This is a genomic window from Amycolatopsis sp. NPDC088138 (genome assembly GCF_044741685.1).
In the GTDB taxonomy this organism is placed as follows: domain Bacteria; phylum Actinomycetota; class Actinomycetes; order Mycobacteriales; family Pseudonocardiaceae; genus Amycolatopsis.
On sequence record NZ_JBIUTB010000005.1, the window covers coordinates 507,102 to 528,741 of the forward strand.

19 protein-coding genes are annotated in these 21,640 nt (G+C 71.2%); 11 read left to right on the forward strand and 8 right to left on the reverse strand.

The annotated features are described in order from the left end of the window. Window positions 1-10 precede the first annotated feature (10 nt). Complete coding sequence (locus tag ACIOD2_RS28930) at window positions 11-1,276, forward strand: amidohydrolase (RefSeq protein WP_400546148.1); 1,266 nt, start codon at window positions 11-13, stop codon at window positions 1,274-1,276. Between the two features lie 17 nt (window positions 1,277-1,293). Continuing rightward, the gene (locus ACIOD2_RS28935) at window positions 1,294-1,629 is read left to right on the forward strand and encodes a DUF3099 domain-containing protein (RefSeq protein ID WP_400544634.1); all 336 of its coding nucleotides are present in this window, start codon (window positions 1,294-1,296) and stop codon (window positions 1,627-1,629) included. Here ACIOD2_RS28935 and ACIOD2_RS28940 read toward each other — a convergent pair. From ACIOD2_RS28940 to ACIOD2_RS28960, 5 genes are read right to left on the reverse strand one after another with little or no spacing between them, the layout of a single operon-like run. Continuing rightward, on the reverse strand, window positions 1,626-2,498 hold the full coding sequence (locus tag ACIOD2_RS28940; protein WP_400544636.1) for a carbohydrate kinase family protein: 873 nt from the start codon (window positions 2,496-2,498) through the stop codon (window positions 1,626-1,628). The two genes, ACIOD2_RS28935 and ACIOD2_RS28940, sit on opposite strands and share 4 nt — an antisense overlap. Then, a complete protein-coding gene (locus ACIOD2_RS28945) occupies window positions 2,495-3,400 on the reverse strand; it encodes a pseudouridine-5'-phosphate glycosidase (RefSeq protein WP_400544639.1) in 906 nt (301 codons plus the stop codon). Before ACIOD2_RS28945 ends, ACIOD2_RS28940 begins: the two co-directional genes overlap by 4 nt. A gap of 9 nt (window positions 3,401-3,409) precedes the next feature. Continuing rightward, the gene (locus ACIOD2_RS28950) at window positions 3,410-4,027 is read right to left on the reverse strand and encodes a hypothetical protein (RefSeq protein ID WP_400544642.1); all 618 of its coding nucleotides are present in this window, start codon (window positions 4,025-4,027) and stop codon (window positions 3,410-3,412) included. Beyond that, a complete protein-coding gene (locus ACIOD2_RS28955; protein WP_400544645.1) occupies window positions 4,024-4,485 on the reverse strand; it encodes a PPOX class F420-dependent oxidoreductase in 462 nt (153 codons plus the stop codon). The genes ACIOD2_RS28950 and ACIOD2_RS28955 overlap by 4 nt, the downstream gene beginning before the upstream one ends. Window positions 4,486-4,508: 23 nt before the next feature. Further along, a complete protein-coding gene (locus ACIOD2_RS28960) occupies window positions 4,509-5,297 on the reverse strand; it encodes a sporulation protein (protein ID WP_400544648.1) in 789 nt (262 codons plus the stop codon). A 67-nt stretch (window positions 5,298-5,364) separates the two neighbouring features. On the opposite strand from ACIOD2_RS28960, the gene ACIOD2_RS28965 reads away from it, so the two are divergent. Continuing rightward, a complete protein-coding gene (locus ACIOD2_RS28965; RefSeq protein ID WP_323334871.1) occupies window positions 5,365-5,607 on the forward strand; it encodes a DUF3039 domain-containing protein in 243 nt (80 codons plus the stop codon). A gap of 179 nt (window positions 5,608-5,786) precedes the next feature. After that, window positions 5,787-6,623, forward strand: a complete 837-nt coding sequence (locus ACIOD2_RS28970) for a hypothetical protein (protein WP_400544651.1) — start codon at window positions 5,787-5,789, stop codon at window positions 6,621-6,623. Between the two features lie 215 nt (window positions 6,624-6,838). On the opposite strand, the gene ACIOD2_RS28975 is transcribed toward ACIOD2_RS28970, so the two are convergent. After that, window positions 6,839-10,003, reverse strand: coding sequence for an efflux RND transporter permease subunit (locus ACIOD2_RS28975; protein WP_400544654.1), 3,165 nt, complete (start codon window positions 10,001-10,003; stop codon window positions 6,839-6,841). Window positions 10,004-10,091: 88 nt separating this feature from the next. Next, window positions 10,092-11,264, reverse strand: a complete 1,173-nt coding sequence (locus ACIOD2_RS28980) for a YihY/virulence factor BrkB family protein (protein ID WP_400544657.1) — start codon at window positions 11,262-11,264, stop codon at window positions 10,092-10,094. A gap of 221 nt (window positions 11,265-11,485) precedes the next feature. On the opposite strand from ACIOD2_RS28980, the gene ACIOD2_RS28985 reads away from it, so the two are divergent. The 5 genes from ACIOD2_RS28985 (at window position 11,486) to ACIOD2_RS29005 (ending at window position 18,723) form a co-directional block, all read left to right on the forward strand. Continuing rightward, complete coding sequence (locus ACIOD2_RS28985) at window positions 11,486-13,225, forward strand: DEAD/DEAH box helicase (protein ID WP_400544660.1); 1,740 nt, start codon at window positions 11,486-11,488, stop codon at window positions 13,223-13,225. A gap of 766 nt (window positions 13,226-13,991) precedes the next feature. Beyond that, the gene (locus tag ACIOD2_RS28990; protein ID WP_400544663.1) at window positions 13,992-15,131 is read left to right on the forward strand and encodes a sugar ABC transporter substrate-binding protein; all 1,140 of its coding nucleotides are present in this window, start codon (window positions 13,992-13,994) and stop codon (window positions 15,129-15,131) included. Between the two features lie 141 nt (window positions 15,132-15,272). Beyond that, on the forward strand, window positions 15,273-16,046 hold the full coding sequence (locus ACIOD2_RS28995; protein ID WP_086862680.1) for an ATP-binding cassette domain-containing protein: 774 nt from the start codon (window positions 15,273-15,275) through the stop codon (window positions 16,044-16,046). A gap of 20 nt (window positions 16,047-16,066) precedes the next feature. Continuing rightward, window positions 16,067-17,530 carry a sugar ABC transporter permease gene (locus tag ACIOD2_RS29000; RefSeq protein WP_400544667.1) on the forward strand — a complete coding sequence of 488 codons (1,464 nt, stop codon included), beginning with the start codon at window positions 16,067-16,069 and terminating at the stop codon, window positions 17,528-17,530. Between the two features lie 11 nt (window positions 17,531-17,541). Then, window positions 17,542-18,723: an ROK family protein gene (locus ACIOD2_RS29005; RefSeq protein ID WP_400544670.1), complete on the forward strand. Its 1,182-nt coding sequence runs from the start codon at window positions 17,542-17,544 to the stop codon at window positions 18,721-18,723. 169 nt (window positions 18,724-18,892) lie between these two features. Here ACIOD2_RS29005 and ACIOD2_RS29010 read toward each other — a convergent pair whose 3' ends face one another. Beyond that, a complete protein-coding gene (locus ACIOD2_RS29010; RefSeq protein ID WP_247011850.1) occupies window positions 18,893-19,069 on the reverse strand; it encodes a hypothetical protein in 177 nt (58 codons plus the stop codon). 342 nt (window positions 19,070-19,411) lie between these two features. Between ACIOD2_RS29010 and ACIOD2_RS29015 the strand changes: the two genes are divergently transcribed. Both ACIOD2_RS29015 and ACIOD2_RS29020 read left to right on the forward strand, forming a co-directional pair. Then, window positions 19,412-20,275, forward strand: coding sequence for an EamA family transporter (locus ACIOD2_RS29015; protein ID WP_400544674.1), 864 nt, complete (start codon window positions 19,412-19,414; stop codon window positions 20,273-20,275). After that, the gene (locus tag ACIOD2_RS29020) at window positions 20,272-21,624 is read left to right on the forward strand and encodes a glutamine synthetase (RefSeq protein ID WP_400544677.1); all 1,353 of its coding nucleotides are present in this window, start codon (window positions 20,272-20,274) and stop codon (window positions 21,622-21,624) included. The genes ACIOD2_RS29015 and ACIOD2_RS29020 overlap by 4 nt, the downstream gene beginning before the upstream one ends. The last annotated feature ends 16 nt before the right edge of the window (window positions 21,625-21,640 follow it).

Sequence of the window (21,640 nt, forward strand, 5' to 3'; positions counted from 1 at the left end):
GATGGCCCTTGTGACCCTCGACGACGTCCTCACCCCGCTCGACGCGGCGCTGCCCGAGCTCGAAGCGCTGTACATCGACCTCCACCGCCACCCCGAGCTCTCGTTCGCCGAGACCCGGACGGCGGCCGAGCTGGCCCGGCGCCTGGAGCGCGACGGCTACGAGGTGCACACCGGCATCGCCGGCACCGGGGTACTGGGCGTGCTGCGCAACGGCGAAGGCCCGACGGTCCAGCTGCGCGCCGACATCGACGCGCTGCCGGTCGAGGAGAAGACCGGGTTGTCGTACGCGAGCACCGAGCGCGGCACCGACGAGCACGGCACCGACGTCCCGGTCATGCACGCCTGCGGGCACGACATGCACGCCACCTGGCTCTCCGGCGCCGCCGCGCTGCTCGCGAAGGGCCGCGACACGTGGTCCGGCACGCTGCTCGTGGTGTTCCAGCCGGGCGAGGAGAGCGCGGGCGGCGCGTCGGCGATGGTCCGCGACGGCCTGTTCGACATCGCCGGGACACCCGACGTCGTGTTCGGCCAGCACCTCGTGCCCGGCCCGGCGGGCTGGGTGCTCACCCGCCCCGGCGTGATCATGGCGGCCACCGACACGCTGCGGATCACCCTGTACGGCCGCGGCGGCCACGGTTCGCGCCCGGAGACGACCGTCGACCCGGCCGTGCTGGCCGCGTCCGTCGTCCTCAAGCTGCAGACGATCGTCTCGCGGGAGATCGCCGCGACCGACTCGGCCGTCGTCACCGTCGGCTCGCTGCACGTCGGCACCGCGAGCAACGTGATCGCCGACGACGCCGTGCTCGAGGTCAACGTCCGGTCGTTCGACCAGGCCGTCCGCGAGCGCGTGCTGGCCGCGGTGGAGCGGATCGTCAACGGCGAGGCCGCGACGGCCGGCGCGCCCAAGGCGCCCGAGATCGTCCGGTCCGGCTCCTACCCGATCACGGAGAACGACGAGGCGGCCAACAACGCGCTCGCCGAGGTCTTCCTCGCCCACTTCGGGCCCGAGGTGACGATGCCGGCGCCGCTGATCACCGGCAGTGAGGACTTCAGCGAGTTCGGCCGCGCGGCCGGTGCGCCGTCGGTGTTCTGGCTGGTCGGCGGCTTCGACCCGGAGACGGTGATCACCGCGATGACCGAGGGCCGCTTCGAGCGCGACATCCCGTCCAACCACTCGCCGCGGTTCGCCCCGGTGCTGCACCCGACCCTGCGCACCGGCATCGAGACGCTCGTCGCCGCGGCGTTGAGCCGGTTGGCCCACCCCGGTGTCGCCTGAGCCGCACCGGTGAGACGATGGTGAGCGGAGGTGGTGCAGTGACCATGCCCGCCAACGACTCGGACCCGGTGCTGATCACCGGGGCGGCCCCGTCGTACGAAGAGCAGTTCAAAGCGCGCAAGCGCAAGTACGTGATCATGATGGCGTGCCGCATCCCGTGCCTGATCCTCGCCGGGCTGACCTACCACACGTGGTGGCTGGCGCTCGGCTTCCTCGCGATCTCGGTGCCGTTGCCGTGGATCGCGGTGCTGGTCGCGAACGACAGCCCGCCGCGCAAGACCGAGAAGGTCAACCGCTACCAGGCCGAGCCGACCGCGATCGAGCACACCACCCACCGCGTCATCGACGGCTAGCCGGGCTGCGGTCCCACCTTCCCGACCGCCAGCGCGCCCAGCCGCGTCCCGTGGCGCAGGACGTCCACAGTGGACTCGCCGGCCAGCCAGCCGGTGAGCACGCCCGCGTCGAACGCGTCGCCCGCGCCCGTCGAGTCCACGCAGTCGGCCTCGATCGCGGGCACGCTCGTGACGCCGCCGCCGTCGACCCAGCTCGCGCCGTTCAGCCCGGCGGTGACCACCACCGCGCCCACCGCGGCGAGCAGCTCCTTCGCCGACGCCGGGTCCGCCGAACCGGTCAGCGCGACCAGCTCCTCGGTGTTCGGCATCAGCAGGTCGACGCCGCGGACGTCGTCCAGGAACGCCGCCGGGTCGGTGATGTGCGCGGCCGCCTGCGGGTCGACCGACGTAGTCAGGCCCAGCTCGCGGGCGAGCGCCAGCGCGGCGAGGCCCGCGGCGCGCGACGGCGGGTCGAGCAGCACGTACCCGGACAGGTGCAGGTGGCCCGCCTCGCCCAGCGACTCCCGGGTGACGTCCTCGGGCGCGAAACGCTGGTTCGCGCCGCGGTCGGCGAGCATGCTCCGCTGGCCGGTGGCGTCGACCATCACCACGACGCAGCACGTCGGCGCCTCGGGGTCGACCGCGAACGCGCAGCGCACGCCCGCGGCCTCCAGCTCGGCCTTGATCAGCCGGCCGCCCGGGTCGTCACCGATGCGGGCGAGCAACGTCGTGTCCGCGCCCAGCGAACGCAGCCACAGCGCCGTGTTGGCGCCCGAGCCGCCGCCGGTGAACCGGATCTTCGCGCGGGCGTCGCCGCCGTGCGGCAACGGCTTGTCGTGCCGCGCGATCACGTCGAGGGCCGCGTCGCCGACCACCACGATCCCGGTCATGCGAGCGCCACCGCGACCTCGGTCGCCAGCTTCACGTTGTTGAGCACCAGCGCCTCGTTCGCGTCGATGCTCACCCCGCCGCTCGCGGTGTGGAAGTGCTCCAGCAGCACCGGCGTGACGTCGGAGCCGTGCACGCCCCGCTCGGCCACCAGCGCCAGGCCTCCGGCGAGCAGCCGGTCGTGCAGCTCTTTGTCCATTTCGGACACTTCGGGGATCGGGTTCGCCAGCAGGACACCGGAACCCGCGTACGCGCGGTGCGCGGTGACCACGGCGGCGACCTGCGCCGGGTCGTCGACCCGCTGGCCCACGGCGTGTCCGGACGAGCGGAGGTAGAACGCCGGGAAGTCGTCGGTGCGGTAGCCCAGCACCGGCACCGAGTGCGTCTCGAGCACTTCGAGCGTGGCCGGGATGTCGAGCACCGACTTCACGCCGGAGCAGACCACCACGGTCGGCACCTTCGCGAGCACGCCGAGGTCCGCCGAGACGTCCCAGCTCTGCGACGCGCCGACGTGCACCCCGCCGAGGCCGCCGGTGCCGAACACCCCGATCCCGGCCGCGGCGGCCAGCGCCGACGTGCTCGCCACGGTCGTCGCGCCCGAGCGGCCGAGGCCGACGGCCGGGCCGATGTCGCGCAGCGAAAGCTTGTCCAGGCCGGCGTCCGGCGCGCAGACGCGTTCCAGCTCGGCGGGGGAGAGGCCGACGACGACCCGGCCGTCGAGCACCGCGATGGTGGCCGGGACGGCACCGCCGTCGCGCACCACGCGCTCGAGGCGCCGGCCGACGTCGAGGTTGCGGCCGGGCGGCAGGCCGTGGGACAGGATGGTGCTCTCCAGCGCGACGACGGGGTGCCCGTCACGCAGCGCGGAAGCGACCTCTTCGTGCAGGTTGAGTGGGGTGGTCACGAGGAACCATCATCGATGATCGGGTTGCCCGCGGCGCCAGCGGGTCAGCTCGGCGGTCAGGTTCTTTTCCGCGGCCCTCGCCCAGCGTGCCCGCGCGGCTTCGCTGCGGTAGAGCGTCCGCGCCAGCATGCCTTCGAGGACGGCGATGCGTCCGTCGCGCCAGACGTCGTCGGGGTACTTCGCGTACTCATGGCGCACGGCTTCGGCGTACACCGCGTACTGCGCTTCGGGGGCGCCGAGGATGGCGAGGTCGGCGTCGAGCAACGCCGTGGCGAGGTCGTCGCCGGCCGGTGCGTCGTGCTTGATCGTGGTCAGGATCAGGCCTTCGACGCGCTCGATGTGCGCTTCCCGGACGCCTTCCAGCGCTTCGCGAGCCCACGCGGCACTGGCGCGTTCGTCCTCACCGGGCTTCGCGTCGTAGACGACGTCGTGCGTCCAGGCCGCGACGGCGACGACGGCACGCTCGGTTTCGCCGAGCCCTTCGGCCAGCCAGGCGGAGTCCCGCGCGACGGCCGTCGCGTGCGCCAGCGTGTGGTAGCGGCGGTGCGGCTCGCCGTAGCGGGCTTCGAGCCGCGGCCAGGCGTCTGGCTTGCCGCCCAGCGCGGCGATCGCTTCGGGCCACTTCACGGGAACGTCCAGCGGGTCGGGGTGGTCGTGAAGTCCTTCTCCCGCAACCCGATCACCTTCTCCGGCCGCAGCCGCATCGAGGCGTTGGCGGCCGGGTCGAGGAAGTCCTCCCCGTACGCCGTCGCGTACTTGGCGTTCATCGCGTCCAGGAACCCCCGCAGCGCCGTCGGATCGGTGACGACCTCGGCGGTCCCCTCGACGACGACCGGCTCGTACGGATCGTCCGTCGCGATCGACACCGCCGAGCCCGCGGCGACGTTGCGGGCCTTCGCCGACCGCAGCGACGACGAGAACCACAGCACCTCGCCGGTCCACACCGCCCACACCGGCATCAGGTGCGGGCGCCCCGCCGGGGTCACCGTGGCGAGCCAGAAGTCGTGGGACGCGCGCAGCCGCTCGTCGGCCCACGACCACGGCAGCAGTCCCTCGCCGGCGGCCGCGATCCCGTAACCGGGCATGTGCGGGCGGTGGGTTTCCACGGCTAGTCGAAGATCCCGCGCGGCCGCGCCACCTGGTCGAACCAGTCTTCGAGCTGCTTCTCCCAGTTCACGTCCGGCTTCATCGTGAACAGGCCGAGGAAGTCCTGGCCACGCCCGCCGAAGCCGCCGGTCTTGCTCACCCGGACGCGCTTGGTGACCTCCAGGACGACGTCGGTGCGTTCCGACGACGTCAGGAACGTGACCGCGACCTGGGAAAAGATGCTCGCGAAGCGCGGCGAAGGCGCGAAGCGGATCTCCTGGAAGAAGGCGAGCTGCTGGTTCGCGCCGTTGATCCGGCCCTGCTCGAGGATCGCCTCGCGGAAGACGAACCCGGTCCGGCTCAGCGCGTCGAGGACCCGCTTCTGCGCCGGGATCGGCTCGATCGCGACGGCGTCGGCGTCGAACGGGTCGGACACCGCCGCGGCCAGGTCCAGCTCGGCCCGCACGCCGACCGCCGTCCCCGCCAGCGGCTTGCCGAAGACGCTGGTGACCGGCGTCTCCCAGGGCAGCGGGATCTCGAACGGCACGCGCACCTGCTGGCCGGCGCGGATGGTTTCGCGGCCGACGAGGTGCTGGGAGCCGAAGGGGAGGTCTTCGGTCTTGTCCTCGCCGGGGACCTGGACGCGGGCCAGCAGCGTCACGTCCAGGCCGTTGATCTCCTGGTCGACCTCGCCGCCGAGCAGCAGGACCTCGCCGTGCAACGGGCGGCCGGGGGCGGCCGTGCGGTCGAGCAGGCGGGCGTCGATCTTCGCGCCGCCCGAGCCGAACGTCGCGAGCACCTTCTGGAACATGCCGCCGATCCTGCCAGGTCGAGGGGCTTTCGTACGCGCTTCCGGGGGACTGGGGCACAATGGCCGGGTGAGCACCGAGACGCTGACGAAGCCGGAAACCACGCCCGAGGGCACGGACACCACCGACGACGACACCCCGAAGATGTTCCACTACGTGAAGAAGGCCAAGATCGCCGAAAGCGCGGTCATGGGCAATCACGTGGTGGCGCTCTGCGGCGAGGTCTTCCCGGTGACGAAGTCGCCGAAGCCCGGCTCGCCGGTCTGCCCGGCCTGCAAGGAGATCTTCGACGGGCTGCGCAAGGGCGACTGACCTGGTCCCGTGACCCCCGGCTGACGCTCGTCCGCCGGGGCTGCGTTCTGTCCGGCGGTGTGTCCAGAACCGGACAGAACGCCGAACAAACGTGAAAATCATTCATTCGTCGGGTGCGCGACGCCCGGGAGTGCTGGTAGATCCGGTTCGCCAGGTTTCCCACTCCCACCGGAGGCGTCATGCGCAGAACCGGGATCGTCGTCGCCGTAGCCGCCCTGCTCACCGTGTTTGCGCCCGCGCTCGCGCAGGCCGTCACGGGCTGGTCGGAGGTCGGCAAGGACCAGGCCCGCGCCCTCGACGAGAGCCAGGGCCTCGCCACGATCGTCCGCCCGTCAGGCACCACCATCCGCTACACCGGGATCAGCACCGTCCCGGCCGACCTGAGCTCGCAGGGCTGGAACCACGTCGGCGACCCCGGCTCCGCCCAGGGCTGGTACGTCGAGCCCTACCAGCGCGACGACCGGGGCGCGAAGCTCTTCCGCGTGCAGGCCCCGGACGGCACCTGGGCGAACTACAAGCACAACCTCGAGTCGTGGGAAGCGAACAACAACTCGTTCGCCGCGGTCTCGCCGGACGCGCGCTGGCTGGTCGCGGGCGAGTACGGCACCATGGACCGCCTCCTGGTCCACCCGATGCCCGGCGTGGTGGCCACCGACCCGGCGCAGAACCTGCCCTACGCGTCGGCGATCCGGCTCGACCACCCCGTGCGTGACGTCCAGGGCTGCGACTTCCAGACCGCGACCCGGCTGCTCTGCGCGTCCGACGACCCGGACGGCAGCCTGTTCGGCACGACCAAGCCGCTGCTGCAGGTCGACCTCGCCGGCGGGCTCAACGGCTCCGACGTCACCGGCCACGTCACCTCGCTCGGCCAGCTGCCGCTGCGCAGCGGCTGCTCGGGCACGTTCGAGGTCGAGGGCATCGACTTCGACGAACGCGACAACACGCTGCGCGTGATCGTGATGTCGCCGAGCATCTGCATCGTCTTCGACAGCATGACCTACCGCTTCAAGCAGTAACCGTGTGATCGAAGGGTCGACTCGCGTGATTGAGGAGTCGACACGCGTGATTGAAGGGTCGACACGCCGGGGCCACGGTGGCTTCGCCGTGTCGTCCTCCCAATCACGCGTGTCGACCCTCGGATCACGCGTGTCGGCGTTCTGAGCACGGTTGCCGGTGAACGCCGAAGGCCCGGCACTCCCGCGGGGGAGTGCCGGGCCTTCGTCGTTACGGGTCAGGCGGTGGGGGCGGGGTCCAGGGACTCCGACTCCGGCGCCTCGACCGGGTGCCTGCGGGCCTCCCGCTTCGCCCGGCGGCGCTCCTTGCGGGTCTCGACCATCGTGTAGAGGGTCGGGACCAGCACCAGCGTCAGCAGGGTCGAGCTGACCAGGCCGCCGATCACCACGATGGCCAGCGGCTGGCCGATGAACCCGCCCTGGCCGGTGATGCCCAGCGCCATCGGGACCAGCGCGAAGATCGTCGCCGCCGCGGTCATCAGGATCGGCCGCAGCCGGCGCCGGCCGCCCTCGGTGACGGCGTCGGCGACGCTCATCCCGTCGGCGCGGTACTGGTTGATCAGGTCGATCAGCACGATCGCGTTGGTGACGACGATGCCGACGAGCATCAGCATGCCGATCAGCGACGGCAGGCCGAGCGCGGTGCCGGTGGCCAGCAGCAGCCCGATCGCGCCGGTCGCCGCGAACGGGATCGACACCAGCAGGATCAGCGGCTGGATCAGGCTGCGGAACGTCGCCACCATGATCAGGAACACGATCGCGATGGCCGCGAGCAGCGCCAGGAAGAGGTTCGAGAACGCCTCCTGCTGGTCCTGGCTCACGCCGCCGAGCGAGTACGCCGCGCCACCGGTGAAGGTGAGACCGTCCAGTTTGGACTGGATGTCCGCGGTCGTCTTGCTCAGGTTGTCACCGGTGTTCTTCGCCGTGACGGTGGTGCTGAGGTCGCCGCCGGTGCGGTGCACCGACGCCGGGCCGTCCACAGTGGACACCTTGGCCACCTCGTCGAGCCGGACGACGCCGGCCGGGCCGGGGATCGGCAGGCCCTTCACCTGGTCCACGGTCACCGGCGCGGCGCCGGCACGCAGCACGACGTCCGTGCGCTGCCCGTCGACCGGGAGCTGCGTCACCGTGCGCCCGGCGATCGCCTGGTTGGCGACCTGGCCGATGGTGCTGGCCGACAGCCCGTGCGCGGCGGCCGCGGCGGCGTCCACCTCGACCTGCACCCGCGGCGAGCCGACGGACAGGTCGCTGGTCACCTCGGTCAGCCCGGACACCCCTTGCAGCGCCTGCTGCACCTGGTCGGACGCGGGCTTCAGCGCGGCTTCCGACGGCGCGGTCACGGTGACCGAGACCTGGTCGGAGTTGAAGCCGGAGGCGTCCGCGCCGATCTTGATCTCACCCAGCTCGGGCCGCGACGTCAGCTTGTCGCGCAGCCGGTTCGACAGCGCGTCGAGGTCGGTGTCCTTCGCGACGGTGACCGAGATGCTGGTCGACGTGCCGCCGCCCCCGAAGCCGCCGAAACCGCCGCCACCGCCGACGCTGACCTGGTAGGTCTGCACCGCGGGCTCGGCGGCCAGGGCCTGCTCGACCGCCGTGGCGGCCTTCTCCTTGGCCTCGACGCTGGTGCCGGCGGGCAGCTTCTGCGTCATGTTCAGCGTGGTGCCGCCGGACTGGTCGAGGAAGTTGGTGTTCAGCCGCGTCGCGAGGCCGACCGTGCCGGCGAAGATCAGCAGCGCCAGCAGGACGACGGTCAGCCGCCGCTTGGTGGCGAACCGGATCACCGGCAGGTAGGCGCGCTGCAGGAGGCCGCGGCGTTCCTTCTCGACGGCCGCTTCGCGCGCCCGCTCGGCCTCGATGGCGTCCGCCGGGATCGCGGGCTGCTTCAGGAACCAGTACGCGAGCACCGGGACGACCGTCAGCGACACGAGCAGCGAGGCCAGCAGCGCCACCGTCACCGTGATGGCGAACGGCGAGAACAGCTCCCCGACGAACCCGCCGACGAACGCGATCGGCAGGAACACCGCGACGGTCGTCAGCGTGGACGACGTCACCGCGCCGGCCACCTCGCGGACGCCGTCGAGCACCGCGCGCTGCTTCTCCTCGCCGTAGGCGAGGTGGCGTTTGATGTTCTCCAGCACGACGATCGAGTCGTCGACCACCCGGCCGATCGCGATGGTCAGCGCGCCGAGGGTGAGCAGGTTCAGCGACAGGTCGCCGGTCCACAGCGCGAGCAGCGCGACGACCACCGACAGCGGGATCGACACCGCGGTCACCAGCGTCGAGCGCACCGACAGCAGGAACAGCAGGATCACGATCACCGCGAACGCCAGGCCCAGCAGGCCTTCGGTGGTCAGGCCGCTGATCGCGTCCTTCACCGGCGTGCCCTGGTCGAACACGACGCTCATCTCGGAGCCGGTCTTCTTCGCCAGGTCGGGCAGCTTGTCGCGCACCGCCTGGGAGATCGCGACGGCGTTCCCGTTGTCCACCATGGTGATCGACAGGCCGAGGCTCGGCTTGCCGTTGGTGCGCGTGATCGACGTCGCCGGCGCGAAGCCGGTCTGGACGTCGGCGACGTCACCCAGCTTCACCGGCCCGCGCGCCGGCGTGCCCTGGCGGGACGCGCCGGTGGCGCCGGAAGCCGCGCCGGGCGTGAGGTAGAGGTTGCGGATCGTGTCCACAGTGGTCTGCCCGCCGCCGACCTGGACCGACAGCGTCTTGTCGCCCTCGGTCAGCGTGCCGGCCGGGACCGCGGCGCCCGCCGTCTGCAGGGTCGTGGCGATCGACGTGGGGTCGACCCCCGCGGCGGCCAGCTTCGCGTAGTCGAGGGTGATCGTGACGCGCGGCTGCTGCACGCCGGTGACGGTGACCGTGCGGACGCCGTCGATCTTCCGCAGCTCCGGCGCGACCTGGTCGGTCAGCGCGGGGGCCAGCTTCTGCGGGTCGCCCGCGGTGCCGGCGGCGACCAGGACGACCGGCAGGTCGTCGGTGCTGCCCGCGGACACCGACGGCGCGGAGTTCTGCGGCAGCCGGGGCTGGACCTGGTTCACCACCTGCTGGATCTGCGAGACGGCGGCGTCGATGTCGGTCCCGAACTCGAACTGCGCGACGATCCGCGACACCCCGTCGGACGACGTCGAGTTGAGCTGCTCCAGGCCCTTCAGGCCCTGGAGACCGCCTTCGAGGGGCTCGGTGACCTGCTTGTCGACCGCGTCCGGCGACGCGCCCGCGTACGCCGTGACGATCTGCGCCTGGGGGAACTGCAGCGACGGGAACAGCTGCTGCTTGATCTGCGGCAGCGCGAAGGCGCCGAAGCCGACGACGACGAGCGCGAGCAGGCCGATCAGGCTTCGGTTGCGCAGGCTCAATCTGGCCAGCACGGACATGACTTGGGAACCCCCTCGGGAACGACGCGGCGACCGACGCCTGCGTCAGTGACCCGCAGAGCCTCCCATGTCCGAACTGAGGAGCGACTCAGTCTGTGGGTGGATTCCGGGTGGTCCCTTCGGATGACGCTCCACCCTGAGCTGCGCTGGGTGCCGGTTCCGGTGCGCTGGGTGACGGTCCGTCCTCATCGGACGGTGCCTCGCCGCCGGACTGCGTGGCGCCGTTGGCGTCCTCGGGGCGGGGGCGGCGCAACGGCGTCGTCGAGCGCTCCCAGAGCTTGCGCCCTTCCTCCGTGCGCAGCCGCTCGGAGGCGCGTTCCATCTCCAGCCGGCGCCACTTGCGGCGCTGCCGCCGGGTCGCCTTCGCCGGCCACAGCTCCTGGATCGCGCTGTTGAAGTAGGCGCCGCCGACCACGGCCAGCCCGATGAAGAACATCAGCAGCAGGAACGCGATCGGCGCGGCCAGCGCGCCGTAGGTGTAGCCGGTCTTGGTGATCCAGTTCAGGTAGATGCGCAGGCCGACCGAGGAGAGCAGGAACACGACCATGGCCAGCACCGCGCCCGGCAGCCCGCGGTGCCACGGCAGCTTCCGCGGCAGCGCGAGCTTGTACAGCGTGGTCAGCGCGAGGGTGATCACCACACCCAGCGTCGGGAAGTAGAGCGCGCCCACCCAGGACGACACGGTCGGGCGCCAGTCGCCGGGGAAGAACTCGGGCAGCAGGTCCGGGCCGATGGCCAGCAGCGGCAGCCCGACCACCAGGATCACCAGGCCGCAGAGGTACAGCAGCAGGGCGAAGATCCGCTGCCAGACGTCGTTGCGGACGCCGTACTGGTCGTGCGCGACGGTGATCGCGTCCACGAACGACGACATCGCCGACGAGCCGGCCCACAGCGAGATCAGGAAGCCGACCGAGACGATCTCGCCCTTGCCCACGGTGAGGATGCTGTTCACCGTCGGTTCGATGATGTCGTGGACGGCGTTGGCGCTGAACACGGTCTTGCAGAAGCCGATGATCCGGTCGTGCACCTGCGCCACGACATCTTGGCCGAACCACTCGCCGACGAAGCCGAGGCTGCCGAGCAGCCCGAGCAGCAGCGGCGGCAGCGAGAGCGTCTGCCAGAAGGCCGCCTCCGCGGCCTCCGAGAAGATGTTGCCCTCCCACGCCTTGCCGAGCGTGCGCGTGAGGAGGCGCCACAGCCCCTTGCGGGCCACCTTCGTCGCTGCGGACGGCTGCACCTCACCCATGACGGTGTCCAGCATGGTCCATCCGTGGAGATTTGGCTCGTCACGCCCCCTGCGTCCGGGCGTGTCGGGTGACATCACCCGTGCCGGTGCCCGGAACTGTCGGACCCGGCCGGTAGACTCGCTGGAGTGCCCTCACCGCAGTCGCCGACACCGAAGTCGGTACCACAGTGAGGGTTTTCGCACGTCAAAGCACTTGAGCGGCACTTGAACGGGCACGTGAGCGAGGGGGGACCGGCATGACGGGGACGCAGCTCGGGGCGCCTCCCGCGGAGAAGGACTCGACCGCGCGCCCGCTGCGGGCGTGGCAGCGGCGGGCACTGACCAAGTACCTGACGTCGAAGCCCAAGGACTTCCTCGCGGTGGCGACGCCCGGCGCCGGCAAGACCGTGTTCGGCCTCCGGATCGCCGCGGAACTGCTGTCCGACCGCACGATCGAGGCGGTCACCATCGTCACCCCGACCGAGCACCTGAAGCACCAGTGGGCGTCGGCGGCGGCCATGGCGGGGATCCAGATCGACTCGAACTTCCGCAACACCACCGGCGTCACGTCGTCGGACTACAACGGTGTCGCGCTGACCTACGCGCAGGTCGCGGCCCACCCGACGCTGCACCGGGTGCGCACCGAGAACCGCAAGACGCTGGTCATCCTCGACGAGATCCACCACGGCGGCGACGCGAAGTCCTGGGGTGACGCGATCCGCGAGGCCTTCACCCCGGCCGTGCGGCGCCTCTGCCTGACCGGGACGCCGTTCCGCAGTGACGACTCGGCCATCCCGTTCGTCACCTACGAGCCCGACGCCGGCGGCTTCCAGCGCAGCAAGTCCGACCACTCGTACGGCTACGCCGACGCGCTGGCCGACGGCGTGGTCCGGCCGGTCGTCTTCCTCGCCTACTCGGGTGAGGCCTCCTGGCGCACCAGCGCGGGGGAGGAGTTCACCGCCCGGCTGGGCGAGCCGCTGACCGCGGAGCAGAACGCCCGGGCGTGGCGCACGGCGCTCGACCCGTCCGGCGAATGGATCCCGGCGGTGCTGCACGCGGCCGACACGCGGTTGTCGCAGGTCCGCCAGAGCGTGCCGGACGCGGGCGGCCTGGTGATCGCCACCGACCAGGAGTCGGCGCGCGCGTACGCGAAGATCCTGGAACGGCTCTCGGGGGAGATGCCGACGCTGGTGCTCTCGGACGATCCGAAGGCCTCGGGCCGGATCAAGGAGTTCTCCGAGACGAACGAGCGCTGGATCGTGGCCGTCCGGATGGTCTCCGAAGGCGTCGACGTCCCGCGGCTGGCGGTGGGGGTGTACGCCACGAGCGCGTCGACCCCGCTGTTCTTCGCCCAGGCGATCGGCCGCTACGTGCGGGCGCGGAAGAAGGGGGAGACCGCGAGCGTCTTCCTGCCGTCCGTGCCGGTGCTGCTGGAGCTGGCCAGCGAGCTGGAGGCGCAGCGCGACCACGTGCTGGGCAAGCCCCACCGCGAGCAGGAGGGCTGGGAGGACGAGCTCCTGGCCCAGGCCAACCGCACCGAGGACGAGCCGGGCGAGGAGGAGAAGGCGTTCACCTCGCTGGGCGCCTCGGCCGAGCTGGACCAGGTCATCTACGACGGCAACTCCTTCGGCACGGCGGTCTTCTCGGGATCCGACGAGGAGCAGGAGTACCTCGGCCTGCCCGGCCTGCTGGAGCCCGACCAGGTCCGCGCGCTGCTGCGCAAGCGGCAGGAAGAGCAGATCGCCGACGAGAAGCGCCGCAAGCCGAAGGCGGAGGAGGCGGCCCCGCCGGCCCCGGCCCGCTCGGCCTCGGTGAGCGAGCGCCTCGGCGCGCTGCGCAAGGAGCTGAACGCCCTGGTCGGCATGTACCACCACCGCACGAAGAAACCCCACGGCGCGATCCACAACGAGCTGCGCCGGGTGTGCGGCGGGCCGCCGACCGCGATGGCGACGATGGAGCAGCTCGAGGAACGGATCGTGACCCTGCGCTCCTGGTGACCCCCTGGCGACGCGGCTACCCAGCCCGAGGCCTGATCGTGCGGTGCCGAGCGCCCCGATGTGGCCTTGGTTGCGTCAGACGCACCGAAGGCCGCTTTGGGTGCGGGAGACGCACCGAAGGCCGCCTTGGGCGTGCCAGACGCACCGAAGGCCGCCTTGGGGCGCTCGCGGCAGGGGTCAGGCACGTCGCCCGCGCCGACCCCCGCCGGGTGAGGGTGTGTCGCCCGGGAGGCTGAACTCCGGGTGGTCACCCTCCGCTCCCGGCGTCACCAGCGGAAACACTTCCAGGACCTGTGACGCTGTGTACCCGGCTGTCACCCGCGTCCTGCCCGTCCGTTCCCGGGCGAACGGCACTTCGGGCAGTCCGGGCGAAAGGTTTCGCAAGTCGGCGACCAGGCACGGGCGTGATCGGTGGGATCACCACCAACTTGACCGCCGCCCACGCTCGGTGCCCGGCGGGTCGGCGGCCGGGCTACCTTCGCGTCTTCAAGAAACCTGGATGTAACACACGGTGAGTGCTGGCGATCACATCGTCAGCGGATCTACTCTTTCCGGGCGAGGTTCAGCGCGTGTTGCCGAACCGTGTCCAATTGGTGTCATTTAATCGATCCAGCTATCTTCCCCGCAGCCGCTCAGCGGCATATGTTGTCGCCCACAACATATGCGCGTCGGTGCGCCGGGGGCTCCTCCGGATCACCGCCCCGCAAGGCCTTGGACAGCAGTCGAGGGCCGATCGTCACAATGCTTGGATCCGGAAGGAACGAGGATGCGCAGCAGAACCCTTACCCTCCTCGCCGCCACGGTGAGCACCGGCCTGGTGCTCTCCGCGTGTGGTGCAAACAGTTCGGACAGCGGGGGCTCGGGGAGCAGCTCCGCCCCCTCGTCGTCGGCCGCCGCGGCCGGCGGTGCCTCCGGCAAGGTCGGTGTCATCCTGCCGGAGACCGCCACCTCGGCCCGCTGGGAAGCCTTCGACAAGCCGATGCTGCAGGCCGCTCTCACGGCGCAGGGCTTCGAGGCCGACATCCAGAACGCCCAGGGTGACGCCCAGAAGTTCTCCACGCTGGCCGACGGCTTCATCAGCTCCGGCGTGAAGGCCCTGATCATCGCCCCGTCCGACCCGGCCGTCGGTGCCGCCGTCGAGGCGAAGGCGAAGGGCGCCGGCATCCCGGTCATCGACTACGACCGGCCGAGCCTCGGCGGTTCCGCCGACTACTACGTCTCGTTCGACAACGAGAAGGTCGGCCAGCTGCAGGGCCAGGGCCTGGCGGACAAGCTGAAGGCCACCCCGGGCGCGCAGGTCATCCAGATCGAGGGTGCCCCGACCGACAACAACGCCACGCTGTTCACCAACGGCCAGGACTCCGTCCTCAAGCCGCTGTTCACCAGTGGTGCGCTGAAGCTGGTCCAGAAGCAGCCGATCAACGACTGGGACAACCAGCTCGGCGGCACGACCTTCGAGCAGATCCTGCAGGGCAACGGCGGCAAGGTCGACGGCGTCGTGGCGGCGAACGACGGCCTGGCCGGCGCGGTCATCACGATCCTCAAGAAGAACGGCCTCAACGGCAAGGTCCCGGTCACGGGCCAGGACGCCACCGCGGACGGCCTCATGGCCATCATGCGCGGCGACCAGTACCTGACCATCTTCAAGCCGATCAAGGAAGAGGCCGAGGCCACCGCCAAGCTGGCCGCCGCCCTCGCCAAGGGTGACACCGCCGGTGCGGACGCGATCGCGACGGGCAAGCTCCACGACCCGAAGAACAACCGCGACATCAAGTCCGTGCTGCTCAACCCGACGCTGATCCTGGAGAAGGACATCAAGACCGTCGTGACCCAGGGCTACGTCAAGGCCAGTGAGATCTGCGCCGGCGACCTCGCCGCCAAGTGCACCTCGCTCGGCATCTCCTGAGCCGCCGGCAGTACCCATGAACAGCCGGGCCGGGACGCGCACCCCGACGGCGCGTCCCGGCCCGGTCCCCACCCCTCGCTTGCAGAATCGCCTGACCCGAGCGGCGGCACAGGGCATAAGAAATTCGGAGAAATGCCATCCATGAGTGAGCCCATCCTCGAGATCAAGGGCCTGAACAAGAGCTTCGGCCCCGTCCACGTCCTCCACGACGTGGACTTCGACGTGCGTGCGGGCGAAGTGACCGCCCTGGTCGGCGACAACGGCGCCGGCAAGTCGACCCTCGTCAAGTGCATCGCCGGCATCCACCCGTACGACTCGGGGGCCGTGCGGTTCAACGGGCAGGACGCCCACATCCGCGGTCCGAAGGACGCGGCCGACCTCGGCATCGAGGTCGTCTACCAGGACCTCGCGCTGGCCGACAACCTCGACATCGTCCAGAACATGTTCCTCGGCCGTGAGCGCGGGAGCAGCTGGAAGCTGGACGAAGCCAGCATGGAGAAGGCCGCTCGCGAGACGCTGGCCTCCCTGTCGGTGCGGACCGTGAAGTCGGTCCGGACGCCGGTCTCCTCGCTGTCCGGTGGGCAGCGCCAGACCGTGGCCATCGCGAAGTCGGTGCTGTGGAACAGCAAGGTCGTCGTGCTCGACGAGCCGACCGCCGCGCTCGGTGTCGCGCAGACCCGGCAGGTGCTGGATCTGGTCCGCCGGCTGGCCGAGCAGGGCCTCGGGGTCGTGCTGATCAGCCACAACATGGCCGACGTGTTCGAGGTCGCCGACCGCATCTCGGTCCTGTACCTCGGCCGCCTCGTCGCCGAAGTGCACACCAAGGACGTCAGCCACGGCCAGATCGTGGAACTGATCACCGCCGGTCGCTCCGGTGACCTCGGCCTGGCCCGGCCCGAAGCCGTGGTCCTGTGAGCGGGAAGAAAGAACCGGAAATGACTGAAACCCCTGCCAAGCACGAAGTCGGCACCCCCGCGGACGCGCTCGCGCAGACCCAGAACCCCACCGCGGCGATCACCGACTTCGGCATCGACACGACATCGATGTCAACCGGCGAAGCGCTTCGTGACTACTTCGCCCGCATCCGGGCCGGTGAACTCGGCTCGCTGCCGTCCCTGTTCGGCCTGCTCGTGCTGGTGATCCTGTTCAGCGCGCTGTCGGACAACTTCTTCACGCTGGCCAACATCGCCAACGTGTTCCCGCAGGGCGCGGGCGTGATCATCATCGCGATGGGCATCGTCTTCGTGCTGCTGCTCGGCGAGATCGACCTCGCCGCCGGCGTGGCCTCGGGCACCGCCGCGTCGGTGATGGCCCTGCACTACGTGCACGCCGGGAACCTGCTGGGCACCCTGGGTTCCGGCGTGTTCATCACGTTCATCGCGGTCCTCGCCGTGGCCATGCTGCTGTCGGCCTACCAGCGGATCTGGGCCGGCGCCGTGCTGTCGCTGATCGGGCTGCTGCTCGTCGCGGTCGGCGTCCCGCCCAACGCCTGGCTCGAGATCCTGCTGGCCATCTGCGTCGGCACCGCGATCGGCTGCATCACCGGCTTCCTCGTCTCGAAGATCGGCATGCCGTCCTTCGTCGTGACGCTGGCGCTGTTCATCGTGTGGCAGGGCGTCCTGCTGCAGTTCATCGGTGAAGGCGGCACGATCGGCATCACCAACTCGGACATCCTGTACAAGATCGCCAACGGCAACTTGAACATCCTCGGCAGCTGGATCTTCTTCCTCGTCGCCGCGGGCGGGTTCGCCGTGATCACGCTGGTCAGCCACTTCAAGCGGCTCCAGCGTGGCCTGGTCGTGCAGCCGACGGCGCTGGTGCTGATCAAGGTCGCCGCGCTGGTCGTGCTGTCGGCGGTGGGCACCTGGCTGCTGACGATCAACCGCTCGCCGAACAAGGCCGTCGTCACGATCGAGGGCGTCCCGTACGTCATCCCGATCATGCTGGTGCTGCTGGTGGCCGGGACCTACGTGCTGAACAAGACCAAGTACGGCCGGTACGTCTACGCGGTCGGCGGCAACAAGGAAGCCGCCCGCCGGGCCGGTATCGACGTGCCGAAGATCCGGGCGAGCGTCTTCGTCATCGGCTCGGCCGTCGCGGCGATCGGCGGCATCGTCGCCGCGTCGAAGGTCGGTTCGGTCAGCCCGCAGTCCGGTGGCCTCAACACGCTGCTGTACTCGGTCGGCGCGGCCGTCATCGGCGGCACGTCGCTGTTCGGCGGCAAGGGCCGCGTGGCCGACGCCGTCGTCGGTGGCCTGGTCATCGCGGTGGTCATCAACGGCCTGGGCCTGCTCAAGCAGCCGGCCGCGGTGGTCAACATCATCACCGGCCTGGTCCTCCTGCTCGCCGCCACGGTCGACGCGCTGTCGCGGCGCCGCGCGGCTGCGTCGACGCGCTGAACCAGCATGGGATGATCAAGCCCGTGTCCAGCTCACCCGTCGCACGACCGGACGAGGTGCGTCGGCACAACCGCACGACCCTGCTCCGCCTGCTGCACGTCGGCGGGCCGAGCACCCGGGCGACCCTGGCCGCCGAGCTGGGGCTCAACCGGAGCACGATCAAGACCCTCGTCGACGGGCTGGCGGAAGCCGGCGTCGTCGAGGAGAAGGTGCCGAGGCCGGGACGAGGGGCGGGCCGCCCCTCGCTCCTGGTCCTGCCCCAGCCGCACGCGGCGGTCGTGCTCGCGGTCGACCTGCAGGTCGAGCACGTCGCGATCGCGCTCGTGGGGCTGGGCGGCCAGATCCTGGGCCGCAACAGCTGGAACCTGCGGGGCCGGATGAACCGTCCCGAAGAGGTCATCACCCACGTCATCGAGTCGACGACCGTCCTGGCCGGCGACCTCGACGTGACCCCGGTGGCGGTCGGGGTGTCGGTGCCGGGCGTCGTCCGGCGCGCGGACGGCTACGTGCACGAGGCACCCAACCTGCGCTGGACCGACGTCGCGCTCGGCGAGCGGCTGGGCGGGGTCCTGCAGATCCCGATCCTGGTCGGCAACGACGCCGAGCTCGGCGCGGTTGCCGAGCACCTGCGCGGCGCGGCCCGCGGGTCGTCCGACATGGTCTACATCTCGGCGGACGTCGGGGTCGGCGGCGGTGTCATCGCCGAAGGCGCCGCCCTGCGGGGCGGCGCCGGCTACGTCGGCGAGATCGGGCACATGGTGATCCGGCCGGGCGGGCGGGCCTGCTACTGCGGCAGCAGCGGCTGCTGGGAGACCGAGGTCGGCGAGGCGGCCCTGTGCCGTGCGCTCGGCCTGGCGGAAGACACCCCTCGCGGGGCGATCCTGTTCGAGCTGCGTGAGCTCGGCCGTGACCCCGAGGCGGCGCTGACGCGGCTCGCGGAGTTCGCCGAGTGGCTGACCCTGGGGCTGATCAACGTCGTCAACCTGCTCGGGCCGCAGCTGGTGATCCTCGGCGACCTGCTGACGGTGCTGCCCGAGGCGGTCCTGCGGCACGTCGGGACCGAGGTGCGCCGGCGCAGCCTGGTGAGCCGGGCCGTCGGCGGCACGCGGATCGTCAGTTCGGCGCTCGGCGCCGATGTGAAGCTGCTGGGCGCCGCCGAAGTCGCGTTCGAAGTCGTCCTGGATTCTGTCTGATTTCCTGTCCGGTTCCGTGTCCGGAATCACGGCATTCCGCGGCCGGGCCGTGATATTCGAGTCAGCTCATTGCAAGTTGCAGCCGTACAGGTCTCAGCTGTGCAAGTTTTCGGAAATGCGAAGGCGGCCAGTGCCTGTGCGCACTGGCCGCCTTCGTGTGTCTAGGTTGTTACCGCTGGATGTCGGCGGACAGTTCCTTGAGCTTGGCCTCGTGCTCGCGGGCGTGGTGCCCGCAGAAGAGAAGCTCGCCGCCCTTGAGGACGGCGCGTACCTGAGCTGCGGCCCCGCACCGGTCACAGCGGTCGGCGGCGGTCAGTTCGGGGCGGGTGAGCGTCGGCGTTGTCATGGGGGTCTCCCTCCGTCCCGGCACCGGTTGCCCGGTGCCATCGATCCAGCTACGCCCACTTCGGAACTGACGCCGGTGGCGGCGATCGCCTCCGGCTCCGCGGTGTTCGTGCTTCCACTCTTCCAGACGTTTCGCGGCCCGCAAGTGTTCCCGCGCCGGTGGGACCTGAGTCACGCCGAATTACCCCGGATGTCGTAGCCGCATCCCGCAATGCAGGAGACGATTACCCGGAGAGTCACATTTTCCGTGGTCAGGCACCATGGAGTCGTGAGTTCACTGACGTCGTCCCGGAAGGTTTCCGCGGTACCCGCTCCGCTGTTGTTCGTTCTCAGCGGAATTTCCATGTACGCCGGAGCGGCCGTCGCGGTCGATCTTTTCGGCCACGCGACGCCGGCGGGAGTGGCCTGGCTGCGCTGCCTGGGCGCGGCGGTGGTGCTGCTGGCCTGGCGACGGCCGCCCCGCGTGGCCTGGCGGGGCCGGCGGCTGCTGCTGGCGTGCGTCTTCGGCATCGTGACGGCGGGCATGAACGTGCTCTTCTACGAGGCGATCGCCCGGCTCCCGCTGGGCACCGTGGTGGCACTGGAGTTCGCCGGGCCGGTGGTGGTGGCCGCGGCCGGGTCCCGCACCCGGCGGGACGTGCTGGCCCTGCTGCTGGTGGCCGCCGGGGTGGTGGCGATCGCGGACGTCCAGCTGTCCGGCAGCGCCCTGGGCGTGCTGTTCGCCCTGGCCGCGGCGGCCGCGTGGGCGGGCTACATCCTCCTCGGCAAGCGCGTGGCGGACGACGGCGACGGCATCGACAGCCTGGCGATCGGCTTCGGCGCGGCGACGGTCGTGCTCTCGCCGCTGGCGTTCGGCACGGGCGAACTGTGGTCTTCGCCACGCATGCTCCTGCTCGGCATCGGGGTCGGCGTGCTGTCGACGGTGGTGCCCTACGCGCTCGACCAGGTCGTGCTGCGCCGCCTCGGCCAGGCCCGGTTCGCCGTCCTCCTGGCGCTGCTCCCGGTGACGGCGGGCGTGACGGGCTTCCTGCTCCTGCACCAGGTGCCGTCCCTGCCGGAAGCGGCGGGGACGCTCGCGGTGGTCGCGGGCGTGGCCCTGCGGCGCCGTGAGGCACCTTCACGGCCGTCTCCGGAGGCCGGATCGTGCTGGCCGCGCCCGAACCGGACCGGGGATACTGAGCCCGTCGGCAGGAGGCGGGTGACATGACGAAGGCGGCGTCGGCGGCGGCCAAGGACCTCGCCGCGGCCGGGGTGGGCGGCGTCCACCTGGCCTGGGCCGACAACAACGGCATCCCGCGCTCGCGCATCGTCCCCATCGCCGGCCTGGCCGACGCGGCTTCCCGCGGTGTCGGGGCGACGTCCCTGTTCGCCGTCTTCGACAGCCACGACGCCATCACCTACGGTCACCCCGGCCTGGCCACGCCGTCCGGGGACGTCCGGCTCGTGCCCGTGATCGAGCGGCTGCGGCGGCTGGCCGGGCAGCCCGCGCTCGCGTGGGCGCCGGTCCGGCAGGTCGCCGCCGACGGCTCGCCGTGGCCCTACTGCCAGCGGAGCGTCCTGGAGGCCCAGGTCGCCGAAGGCGCGCGCCGCGGCCTCGAGTTCCGCGCCGGTTACGAGCTCGAGTTCGCCGTCGCCCCCGCGGGCAGCGCCGACGTCGTGTCCGCGCCCGGCCACCCCGGGCCCGCCTACAGCCCGCACGCGCTCGTCGGCCTGGACGGCTTCGTCGTGGCGCTCCTGCACGACTTCGCCGCCAACGGCCTGCGGATCGGCCAGCTGCACGCCGAGTACGGCGTCGCGCAGCTCGAGCTCTCGCTGGCCGCCACCGACCCGCTCGCCGCCGCCGACGACCAGCTGCTGGCCCGCCAGACCATCCACGCCGCCGCGCACGCGCACGGCCTCGTCGTCAGCTTCGCGCCGCTGATCGGGCTCGATGCCGCCGGCAACGGCTGGCACCTGCACACGTCGGTCCGCCGCAAGGGCCGCAACCTGCTCGCCGGGGAGGGCGTCCCGGCCGGTGACGGCGCCGGTTACCTCGCCGGGCTCCTGCGCGACCTGCCGGCGCTGACGGCGGTGACCGCGCCGAGCGTCCCGTCGACGTTGCGACTGCGTCCGGGCTTCTTCGCCGGCGCGTACGCGTTCTGGGGCGTCGAGAACCGGGAGGCGCCGCTGCGGTACGTCCCGGGTTCGGCGCTGCTGGGCGACGGCCACGCGAACGTCGAGCTCAAGACGTCCGACGCGTCGGCGAACCCGTACCTCGCGCTCGCCGCGGTGCTGGCCGCCGGCATGGCCGGGATCGAGGACTCGCCCGCGCTGCCCGAGCCGATCGGCGAGGATCCGGGCGGCTGGAGCGAGGGTGAGCGGGAGACACGCGGGGTGCGCCGGCTGCCGGCGGACACCGCCGAGCAGGACGCCGCGCTGCTGGCCTCACCGCGGATCGCCGGCGTGCTCGGCGACGAGCTGCTGGGTGCCTTCCGCGCGGTCCGGGCCGCCGACGCGGCGTGGGCGGCCGAACGGAGTACCGGGGAGATCGTCGCCGCGCACCTGTGGCGTTATTGAGGGGACTGTTGAGGGG